Genomic DNA, 11,619 nt, shown 5'->3' with positions numbered 1-11,619 from the left:
CATGAAAAAAATACTTATATCAGCCGTTTTATTTTCCTTGGTCGTTAGTTGTAAAGACGATTATTTAGATACGGAAAGAGTAGGGGCAACAGATGCTTCCTCATTTTTCAAAACTCAGGAAGATGCCATGCAGGCTACGAATGCAATTTATGTTGCATTAAGAAGCTGGGAAAATTCTGCATTTCCTGCTCAATATGTTTTTGGAGTTCCTGCAGATGATGTTGAAAAAGGATCAAATCCAGGAGATGCTTCTTTTATTAATGCTTATGATCAGTTCACTTATACTGCAAGTGATTCTGGTGTAGAGGGGTATTGGATTGGCCAATGGCAATTCGTAAACAGATGTAATCAGGTGATTACAAACGTTCCGAATATTGATATGGATGCAACACTTAAAAACCGACTAGTGGCTGAAGCTAAAATGCTAAGAGCATATTTTTATTTCAATCTGGTGAGGATTTATGGTGGAGTTCCTATTTTTGATGGAGTACAAAACAATTATAATATTCCACGAAACTCTGTTGATGAGGTATATAATTTCATTATCTCAGATCTCACAAGCGCTGCAGCCGTTTTACCTCAATCTTATCCTGCTTCAGATTTGGGCAGAATGACCAAAGGAGGAGCACTTGGACTTTTATCAAAAGTATATTTATACAAAAAAGACTGGCAAAAAGCGTATGATGCTTCTAATCAGGTTATTGCCATGGGGTATAATCTGGATCCTGATTTTAATCACTTATTCCGTCCTGCAGGAGAATTCGGACCGGAATCGGTTATTGAAGTAAACTGTCAATGTTCTACAGAATTTGGAGGAAGCCAGTATGCGGAAGTTCAAGGTGTTAGAAATCAATTTGGATGGGGCTTTTTCACACCGACAGCAGCTTTGGAATCAGCGTTTGAAGCTGGAGATATTCGTAAAGAATTAACAATTTTAAGAAATGGTGAGATCACTCCTGAAGGAGATTTGATACAAAAAGGAGACCCGCAGGCAGGAAATGTTTGGAATCAAAAAGTATATGTACCAAAATCTCTGAATAATAATGCTTGTGGATATGGATCTATACAAAACATCAGAATCTTGAGATTTGCAGAAGTTCTGTTAATCAATGCTGAAGCAGCTAATGAATTAGGAAATACTACAGCCGCGATCACCAATCTTAACAAAGTGAGAACAAGAGCGCAATTAGCTGGAACTACTGCTACTACGCAGTCGGCTTTAAGGACAGCTATTTGGCGTGAACGAAGAGTAGAGCTGGCTATGGAAGGAGATCGTTTTGTGGACTTAGTGAGAACGGGACAGGCAACAACTGTTCTAGCTTCATACGGTTATAAGGCTGGTAAAAATGAAGTTTTCCCAATTCCATTGAATTCAATCAATCAGAGTAATGGTGTCTTAACCCAAAACCCTGGTTATTAAAATTTAAATATAAACTTAAGAGGAGAATGAAAGTTCTCCTCTTCTTTTAGTATATATAACCCTTAACTTTAATAAATGAAAAGGATAGCATCAATCGCTTTAATAGCTCTATTCACGGTTTCATGTAAAAATTCGCAGTCGCCGCAAAAGCAATCTGCGAAACCTCAAATCGTGAAAAATGATATCACAGATGAACAATTAATGGACAGGGTGCAGAAAGATGCATTAAAATATTTCTGGGATTACGCAGAACCCAACTCTAAACTGGGACGCGAGCGGTATCATGAAGACAATATTTACCCCGATAATGACAAACATGTCATTACCACCGGTGGTTCGGGATTTGGTCTGGCTACCGTTTTGGTGGGAGTTGAAAGAGGTTTTGTCCCAAGAAAGGAAGCAGTGAAAAGACTAACTGTAATGATGGATTTTCTCAAAAAAGCAGATCGCCACAAAGGAGCATGGTCGCATTGGATCAATGGGGAAACCGGGAAAACCGTCCCTTTTGGAAAAAAAGACAATGGCGGAGACTTGGTAGAAACGGCGTTTTTAACTTCAGGGATTTTAATGGTGCGCGAGTATTTTAAAAACGGAAATGCCGAAGAAAAAGCGCTGGCTCAAAAATGTGATGAACTCTGGAAAGGAATCCAGTGGAATTGGTATACTAAAGGCGGAGAGAAGGTATTGTATTGGCATTGGTCGCCCAATTACGGCTGGGAAATGAATTTTCCGCTGGAAGGCTATAACGAATGTCTGATTACTTATATTTTAGCAGCATCATCCCCAACGTATCCCATTGATGCCGAAACCTACTACAAAGGCTGGACAAGAAACGGAACCTATCTTTCAGATAAAACAAAATACGGACTTCCCTTATATGTAAAGCACAACGGTGCCGAAGAATATGGAGGCCCTTTATTCTGGGCACATTATTCCTATATCGGGTTAGATCCTACCAATCTTTCAGATAAATTAATCAACAATTATTTTGACTTAAACAAAAATCAGGTACTGATTGATTATAAATATTGCGTTGAAAATCCTAAAAACTGGAAAGGTTACGGGCCGAACTATTGGGGACTGACCGCAAGTTACTCCAGAAACAGCGACGGAACAACAGGATATGACGCTCACTTCCCAAAAAATGACAGAGGAGTGATTACGCCTACCGCAGCATTGAGCAGCTTTCCGTACACGCCAAAAGAATCTATGGATTTTTTGAGATTTATCTATACACAAAAGCCTGAATTTATTGGCGCTGCAGGACCTTACGATGCGACCTCCATCAATTATGATAATTGGTTTACTCCAAGATATCTTGCCATCGACCAGGGAACCATCGCTCCAATGATTGAAAATTACAGAACCGGATTTTTATGGAAATTATTCATGAATGCTCCTGAAATTCAACAGGGATTAAAGAAATTAAGCTTCAAGTCAGAAAAATATAATATTAAATAATTCTTAGGAGCTTTTTCCCGCTTTCCGCACTCGCTATTTTTTTGGATTCTGCGCGGCGAAGCCGCGCAGAATCCAAAAAAATGAGCTCAAACAAATGCTTCAATCGGGGCTAATTAAAAAAGAATAGTTAAATTGAAGGACCAAAATAGAAATTTCAGATGAAATGTAAATTAAAATACGCTTTATTACTGCCGTTTTTATTTTCTACAAAAGCAAATGCTCAGGAAATCAAGGCAGAATTAAATAAAGAAATTAAAAGACAGGAAAAAATTTCCTACATTCTTGATTATCCCCAGAAAATAAAAGGAAATGTTCCGCTAATTGTATTTTTACATGGGTCCGGCGAAAGAGGCAATGACCTGGAAAAAGTAAAAGCGCACAGTCCGTTCACCTACAAAAACCTGATCAAGGAACCGGTAGCAATCTTAGCTCCTCAATGTCCTGAAAACACATGGTGGGATACGGTTACCCTTTATGCTTTGATCAAAGAAATTCAGGCAAAATATAAGGTCGATTCCTCCAGAATTTATCTTACCGGACTTTCCATGGGTGGCTGGGGAACACTGAAATTAGCAATGGAGCATCCCGAAATATTTGCAGCAGTAGTTTCCGTTTGTGCACCTACCGACAGGGTGATGTATGCCAACATCCAGCAGTACAAAAATTTAAATATGAAAATATTTCATGGCGGAATGGATGATGTGGTATTACCGGAAAATGCATTTAATTTTTACCAAAAACTCCACCCGGTAAATCCATCTGCAGAATTAACCATCTTTCCGAATGATAACCATAATTCTTGGGATTCAACTTATTCAAATCCTAAGTTGTATGAGTGGATGCTGTCAAAAAGAAAATAAATATTGATACATGGGCAGCTATCATTTGCTGAGTGAATAGCTTATGCTAAGCTCTTCAAAGTGTCCTTGCATCTTAAAATTATGACGTTGTAAAAACAATTCTGTGCCTTGGTTTAACTAACAAAAGTAAAAAGAAACTATAATAAAGAAGATAGACTTATGAAATCGAAGATTCACGAATTCCTTAAAATAATGAAGAAGTTATGAGAAAAAAGTTAATTGTAATCGCCATGTTGGCCCTGGCTCCGGTATTTTCTGCACAGGAAATGATATCGCAGCCTGTCCAGTCTTATCAGACGGCTCAGTATCAGGCTAAAAAGAAAGCTTTCGTAGACAATCTTTTGTCGAAAATGACCCTGGATGAAAAAATCGGACAGCTTAATTTGCCAAGTTCAGGTGATTTTACCACAGGTCTGGCGAAAAGCTCGGATATCGGTAAGAAAATCGAGCAGGGATTGGTCGGAGGACTATTCAATATTAAAGGAGCGGATAAAATCAAAGCTGTTCAGAAAGTAGCCGTTGAAAACAGCCGACTTAAAATTCCTTTGATCTTCGGAATGGATGTAATCCACGGTTATGAAACTACGTTCCCGATTCCTTTAGGACTTGCCTCTTCATGGGATATGAACCTCGTTCAGCAATCTGCAAGAGTTGCAGCGAAAGAAGCTTCATCAGACGGAATCAACTGGACATTCTCTCCAATGGTGGATATTTCCCGCGAACCGAGATGGGGAAGAGTATCCGAAGGTTCAGGAGAAGATCCGTATTTAGGAAGCGAAATTGCTAAAAATATGGTGTACGGATATCAGGGAAAAGATCTTGCTAGTGGAAATACAATTTTGGCCTGTGTAAAGCACTTCGCATTATATGGAGCCGGAGAAGCGGGAAGAGATTACAATACCGTTGATATGAGCCACGTTAGAATGTTCAACGAATATTTTCCGCCTTACAAAGCAGCAGTAGATGCAGGAGTAGCTTCTGTAATGGCTTCTTTCAATGAAGTGGATGGTGTGCCGGCCACAGGAAACAGATGGCTTCAGACGGAAGTATTGAGAAATCAGTGGAAATTCAAAGGTTTTGTGGTAACCGACTACACCGGGATCAACGAAATGGTGGATCACGGAATGGGAGATCTTCAACAGGTTTCTGCGCTGGCTCTGAAAGCGGGTGTAGATATGGATATGGTAGGGGAAGGGTTTTTAACGACACTTAAAAAGTCTTTGTCTGAAGGAAAAGTTACCCAGTCAGAAATCGATATGGCAGCCAGAAGAGTTCTTGAATCTAAATATGATCTCGGATTGTTCGATAATCCTTATAAACATGGAGATGCGAAATTAGCAGCTAAGGAAGTGTTTAGTCAGGAAAACAGAAATATTGCAAGAAATGCTGCCGCTCAGTCTATGGTTTTATTAAAAAATGAAAACCAGACACTGCCTTTAAAGGCGACAGGAACCGTTGCGGTAATTGGACCGCTGGTGAATAACGCCATTAATATGACCGGAACATGGAGTGTGGCAGCAAAACATGACAAGTCGGTTAATCTCGTGCAGGGACTTCAGGCGAACTATGGTAAGAATGTAAAATTCATTTCTGCAAAAGGAGCCAATATTGATGAGGATGCCAAACTGGAAGAAATCTATGCAGCCCACGGAAAAAAAACAGACAGGGACAGCCGTTCGAAAGAAGCTCTTTTGAAAGAAGCGGTTGACGTAGCCAACAAGGCAGATGTTATTGTTCTTGCCATCGGAGAATCCGCTGAAATGAGCGGAGAATCTTCTTCAAGAACGGAAATTACCATTCCGCAGTCTCAGGTAGATTTATTAAACGAATTGAAAAAAACGGGAAAACCGATCGCTATGGTATTGTTCACAGGTCGTCCGTTGGCACTTACCAATGTTAAAGACGCTCCGGACGCTATTCTTAATGCGTGGTTCCCGGGTTCTGAAGCCGGAAATGCTATCGCAGACGTTCTTTTCGGAAAAGTAAATCCTTCAGGAAAACTGCCGATGACTTTCCCGAGAAGCTTAGGACAGGTGCCAATTTATTATAATGCAAAAAATACGGGAAGACCTTTGGATCAGAAACTTGTTGATAAATGCGAATACCAGAGATTCCGTTCCAATTATATGGATGAGTGTAATACGCCTCTTTATCCGTTTGGATATGGTTTAAGCTATACCAAATTCAACTATTCTGATGTTACGGTATCCAACGCCAATCCAAAAGGAAATCAAACCATTCAGGCTTCGGTAACGGTAACGAATTCCGGAAATTATGATGGAGCAGAAGTTGTACAGCTTTACATCAGAGACATGGTGGGAAGTATCACAAGACCTGTAAAGGAACTGAAAGGCTTCCAGAAAGTAATGCTTAAAAAAGGAGAATCTAAAAAGGTTACCTTCAGCATTACTCCTGAAAACCTTAAATTCTATAACGGAGATCTTAAATACGACTGGGAACCGGGAGAATTTGATATCATGATCGGAACCAGTTCCGAAGACGTGAAACATTCAAAAATCAACTGGACAAAATAAATAACAAGAGGCTGTTTCAAAATGAGACAGCCTCTTTATTTTAAGAACCGGTATTGTTTAAAGCAACCTTAATTTTTAATCACTTTTTTCACCATACTACCTTTATCGGTAACTATTTTAAGATAAAATACTCCCGTGTTTTCATTACGGATAGTAAGTGTCGTTTTACGGGCGTTGATTCCGATCTGCTTTTGGATAATTCTTCCGGCATTGTCATATACCTCCACCGCCTTGATTTCTGATTCAGCGTTGATATTCACTTCCCCTTTTGTAGGATTTGGATATACTTCTGTGGATGTGGTATTTAGATTCTCTTCAACCTTCAAAACCCCTGCAATATTGGTTATGGCATCATTGGTTTTGATCGGGAAGTTGTAATCAAAATAAATATTGGCTTTATTCATAAGCTGATCTCCAGGATTCAGAGTACCTTTTGATTTCATTTTCAGGAGGATATTTCCGTGTCCGCCGCTTCCGAGGTTTGCAGATTTCATCATAAACTCGGCTTTATTTCCGGTAACTTTTGTATACACCTGATGGGAAGCATTCTGAAGCTGCAAAGAAGAAATATCAAAATCGGCAGGATTTATATCCATTTCAACCACAATATTGGTGGCAGGAGCAGTCCCCAAATTTTCGAAATTGACAACATAATGCAGGTAGTTCCCGATCATTACCGCAGGAATTGTATTTCCCTGAAGGCACACAATATCATTGGGGTCGAATGAATTGATGACGGTTTGCTGATAATTAAAAGTATTATCGGCAGGATTGATATCTCCCGGCACAACACCTAACGAAGCTACGAAATTAAGCTGGTCTCCCGCATTGGCCGGATTGGTAGGATGAGTCGGAGGATGGATATTGAATGTCACCTCCGAAGCAGTATTGGCATACGGTTTAAGATTGGTAAAATTAAAAGTAATCTGGTTTCCTGAAACAGCAGACGGCAACGCCGAAGACACAAAATCCATTTTAGAAGCATTAAAAGTAAAGGTTACATTGCCGGAAAGGATAGTATTCCCTTTATTTCTCCACATCACTTTATATTTCGCATCAAATCCGGGAACGGCATTGGTTAGAGGAGCGATCACCACTTCCAAGTCGTTGGCGTTTCCGTTTTTCGTGACACAGAGATCCTGGGTGAAAATATTATTGTTATTATTCGGGAAACTCGTGCTGAATGTTGCCGGTGTTACGGTAAAAAGCGCAGGATTTTCGGGTTCAGCAGTCACCGTAAAGTTTCCTGCCTGGGTATAAAAATCGTACTTTCCATTGTTTTTCACGAAGGTTTCCCCGGTTGTTCCGTCGCTGATCTTTAGCTTCATATGCTCAAAAATTTCATCATTAGTATCGCAGCCGTTGTTATTTTCATCAAAACGTACCAGGCCGGTGATGGTGTTGTAGCTTCCGCCGGGAACGAAGGAACAATAGGTGTTGATGTTTACGTTGGTTAGACCCTGTGATGCTAATGAACTCTGTATCGCCGGAATCTGCGAATCATCTGCGCAAACATACTGTAAGGAAGGATTATTATTGAAATCTACAATTTCACCAGATCCATTTTTTAAAAATAATGAACTAAGTTGGTTATTCATACACCATAAATTTTGAAGAGCAATACATCCTTCTACATTCAGCGAGGTAAGCTGATTATTATGACAACCTAAATATTTTAAAGCAATACATCCTTGTGTATTCAATGAATTAATTTGATTTTCATCGCAATACAATTCTACAAGATTTGTTAATCCTTGTACATTCAATGAGGTCAGCTGATTACCATTACAATATAATTTTAAAAGATTTATACATCCTTGTACATTCAATGAGGTAAGTTGATTACCCATGCCAAAGAGCACTTGAAGATTTGTAATTCCCTGTAAATTTAATGAGGTAAGTTGATTAGAATGACAACCCAACAATTGAAGATTTGTAAGTCCCTGTATATTTAATGAAGTAAGTTGATTATCATTACACAATAATTCTACAAGATTTGTACTCTGTACATTCAATGAAGTAAGTTGATTGCCTTCACAATCTAAAAATTGAAGATTCGTAAGCCCTTGTGCATTCAGTGAGGTAAGTTGATTATACGGACAGTATAAATATAGTAGATTTGTAAGTCCCTGTACATTTAATAAAGTAAGTTGATTACCGGTACAATCTAAGAATTGGAGGTTAATCAGCCCGTGTACATCCAATGAAGAAAGCAGATTTGAGGAGCAAGACAAATATTGAAGATTTATAAAACTTATTATACCTATTAAAGAGTAAATATTTGAAGAGAATATGTCAAGATATTTTACTTGTTCAGCTTCCGTTTGCTGTATCTCACCATCACCATTGGCATCAATGGCAAAATAGTTTCCGGATAAATTTTTCGCTACCGTATTGGCAGGCGAAGAAGAGAGCAGCTTGGCCTTAAAGTTGGCATCGGGAATATTAATAATCTGTGCTTTTGTCACAATGGCCAGCAACAGAAAAAGTAAGGATAATTTTTTTTTCATAAGGGTATTTTTTATAAAGATAGGTACAGGATCGGGGGTAACTCCTGCTGATTTAGAATTTGTCTGTTATTATTTAGAATTTAAAGGTTATTAATTAATTCCTGCAGTCGCTCCTTTTTCCGCTGGGATACGGGCAGCTGCGAAGCATCCGACATAATCACGAAACCGCCGTCCTTTTTTATATATGACTTCAGTTCATTAAGATTGATTAGATGGGATTGATGAATACGCTCAAAACCATGTTCTGTAAGCAATTCTTCATATTCTTTCAGTGTTTTTGAAATAACAACGGGCTTGTGGTTTTTAATGTAAAACATCGTATAATTGTCCTCACTTTCACAGCGGATAATATCTTTTATTTCAAACAGATGAATTCCTTCGGAAGTAGAAAGGGCTATTTTTTTGAAATTTTCCGTTTGTCTGCTAATATTATCCAGAAGCAGTTCGATATGTTTATAGTTATTATTTTGGTGCTGTATAGCTTTTATTTTAACAATGACGTTTTTCAGTTCATCAGGGTCTACCGGTTTTAATAAAAAATCTAATGCGCTAAATCTGAATGCTTTGATCGCAAACTTCTCATGTGCTGTGATGAAAATAATATGCGCAGAAATTTTTCCGTACTTTTGGTTCAGGCGTTCAAGAATGTCAAAACCTGTTCCGTCATTCATTAAAATATCAAGAAATATAATCTCGGGATTTAGCTTTTCTATAAGTTCTATACCGGTTACCACACTTTCCGCTTCTCCTGCAATACGGATTTCGGGAGCATACATCGTCAGCATGGCTTTCATTCCCTCGCGAAGGTTGCTGTCGTCATCTATTATTACTGAGTTTATCATATCAATCTTTTATATATTTTAATGGAAGTTCCAGGGTTACTTTCGTGCCCTCTGAACCGTTTGTTTCAGTCTTAATTTCCTCTATCCTAAGGTGAATCTTCTTCTTTATAAGCTCTTCCAGGGTTTCCAGTCTTTTTTTTGAAATTTCCAGCGCCATGGATTTATGAATCTTTACCGAGTTTTCTTTTAATTTTCTGGATGTTTCTATTCCCACACCATTATCTTCTATTTCACAAACCAAAACATCATCTGTCTGTCTGAATGTTATCTTGATAAATCCCTTTCCGGTTGTTGGAACAACGCCGTGTATCACCGCATTTTCCACATAAGGTTGCAGCAGAAGAGAAGGCAGGGCAGTATCGTCTTCTATCAGAGGATCTTTAATAATCTCAAAATCAAATTTTTTATTGAATCTTAATTGCTCGAGTTCCAGATAATTTTTCAGCGCTTCTATTTCTTTATCAATCGTAATAAGCGATTCCTTGGAAAAGTCTAAAGTAAGACGCATCAGTTTTGAAAACTTGGCTAAATATCTCACAGCATCCTCTTTATCATTCTGCATAATAAATGAAGAAATTGCTGCAAGACAGTTGAAAACAAAATGAGGATTCATCTGTAAATGAAGTGCTTTATGCTGAAACTCCGTAAGCTGTTTCTGCAGCAGAATCGTTTTCTCCTTTTCCCGGTTCCGGTAAAAGAAAAATATGCCTGTTAAAATAAATCCCAGAAGCGAAAAACCCAAAAACCATTTCAGTCTTTCGTTATCGGCTTTTTCTTTTTGCTCCATTTGCTGTTTTTCAGATTCGAAATGCAACTCGGTTTTTATGCGCTCTTTGGCATTTTCTATTTTGGCGAGTTTATCTTTGCCTAAGTTGTAATTTTTTAGATGGATAAGAGCATTCTCTTTATCACCTTTCTGATCAAAAATCCTTGAAAGCAATGCCTCGGATTTCATATACGTTTCCGGAAGATCCAGTTTTTTTGATATTTCCAGACTTTTTTTGACAGCCTTAAAAGATTTGTCAGGATTATTTTCATTGAAATAAATTTCGGCCAGATACAAATAAGTGTCAGACAGACCAAACTGATCATCAATGCTTTTAAAAGATTCCTCTGCTTTATGAAGGTACACCTTAGCTGTCACAGGCTGTTTCTGTGCAATATAATATTGTGAAATATTATTATAAAGCTCACCAAGATCCCTTGCATTGGGATTTTTTTCAAATTCCTTTAAACCCTCATCGAAGAATTTTTTTGCTTTTTCAGGGGCATTTTGTTTTAAATAAATTAATCCGATATTAGAGCAGGTAGCACCAAGAGAAGGAGATTGTAATTTTTTCTGAAGCCTGTAGGATTTTATAAAATAGGATAATGCTTTGTCCTGGTCGTCAATCGAACGATAAATTACACCTATATTATTATAAATTTTAGATAAAGGTATTTCTCTGTTATACTTTTCATAAATTTTTAAGGCTTTAAAATCATGAGCCAGAGCCAGCGCATATTTGTTTTGCTCGGAAAATACAATTCCTTTACTGCCCAGTGTTTTGGCCAAGACTTCCTGAATTTCGCTGTTGTTACTGTTAAGATTTAGAAGTTTTTTTTCACCGAAATTAAAATACCTCAGCGCCTGATCATAATTGCCCAATATAATTTCCGAAGTACCTAAATTTTGATAGGCAATTGCTTCTTCCTTTACATTATTGTTTTTTTTCGCCAGCTGCAAAGCCTGTTTAGCAAAATTTTGCATAGCATAAGGATCTGAAGATTTATAAGACTCAGATAACTGGTTGAGTAATGACGTTTGTTTGGCAATATCGCTCGTACGGCGCAATAACAGATGCAATGAATCCTGTGTTATATTCTGGGAATAAATAAAACACAGGAACATTAAAAAGACAAGGCAATAATTTTTTTTCATCAGTTGTGTGTTGATGCAAATGTAATACAAACCTTAAAATGATACTACTCCAAATGAGTGAAATCTAATTT

7 protein-coding genes are annotated in these 11,619 nt (G+C 38.0%); 4 read left to right on the top strand and 3 right to left on the bottom strand.

Features of this window, described 5'->3' with window-relative positions; genetic code table 11:
* Nucleotide 1 precedes the first annotated feature (1 nt).
* The 4 genes from BUA76_RS06805 to bglX all read left to right on the top strand — a co-directional run bounded on the left by BUA76_RS06805 (nucleotide 2) and on the right by bglX (nucleotide 6,275).
* Nucleotides 2-1,420, top strand: a complete 1,419-nt coding sequence (locus tag BUA76_RS06805; protein ID WP_072884049.1) for a RagB/SusD family nutrient uptake outer membrane protein — start codon at nucleotides 2-4, stop codon at nucleotides 1,418-1,420.
* A gap of 75 nt (nucleotides 1,421-1,495) precedes the next feature.
* Entirely contained in the window at nucleotides 1,496-2,881 is a 1,386-nt protein-coding gene (locus BUA76_RS06800) for a glucoamylase family protein (protein WP_072884048.1), read from the top strand.
* A gap of 158 nt (nucleotides 2,882-3,039) precedes the next feature.
* The gene (locus tag BUA76_RS06795) at nucleotides 3,040-3,741 is read left to right on the top strand and encodes a carboxylesterase family protein (RefSeq protein WP_072884047.1); all 702 of its coding nucleotides are present in this window, start codon (nucleotides 3,040-3,042) and stop codon (nucleotides 3,739-3,741) included.
* Between the two features lie 203 nt (nucleotides 3,742-3,944).
* Nucleotides 3,945-6,275 carry a beta-glucosidase BglX gene (gene bglX, locus BUA76_RS06790; protein WP_072884046.1) on the top strand — a complete coding sequence of 777 codons (2,331 nt, stop codon included), beginning with the start codon at nucleotides 3,945-3,947 and terminating at the stop codon, nucleotides 6,273-6,275.
* A gap of 68 nt (nucleotides 6,276-6,343) precedes the next feature.
* On the opposite strand, the gene BUA76_RS06785 is transcribed toward bglX, so the two are convergent.
* The 3 genes from BUA76_RS06785 to BUA76_RS06775 form a co-directional block, all read right to left on the bottom strand.
* Complete coding sequence (locus tag BUA76_RS06785; protein ID WP_072884045.1) at nucleotides 6,344-8,785, bottom strand: DUF7619 domain-containing protein; 2,442 nt, start codon at nucleotides 8,783-8,785, stop codon at nucleotides 6,344-6,346.
* 80 nt (nucleotides 8,786-8,865) lie between these two features.
* Nucleotides 8,866-9,627, bottom strand: a complete 762-nt coding sequence (locus tag BUA76_RS06780; protein WP_083573178.1) for a LytR/AlgR family response regulator transcription factor — start codon at nucleotides 9,625-9,627, stop codon at nucleotides 8,866-8,868.
* A gap of 1 nt (nucleotide 9,628) precedes the next feature.
* On the bottom strand, nucleotides 9,629-11,548 hold the full coding sequence (locus tag BUA76_RS06775) for a histidine kinase (protein ID WP_072884043.1): 1,920 nt from the start codon (nucleotides 11,546-11,548) through the stop codon (nucleotides 9,629-9,631).
* Nucleotides 11,549-11,619: the final 71 nt, after the last annotated feature.

It is taken from the genome of Chryseobacterium takakiae, assembly GCF_900129385.1.
Lineage (GTDB): Bacteria > Bacteroidota > Bacteroidia > Flavobacteriales > Weeksellaceae > Chryseobacterium > Chryseobacterium takakiae.
This window is presented reverse-complemented; position numbering and strand designations above follow the sequence as displayed.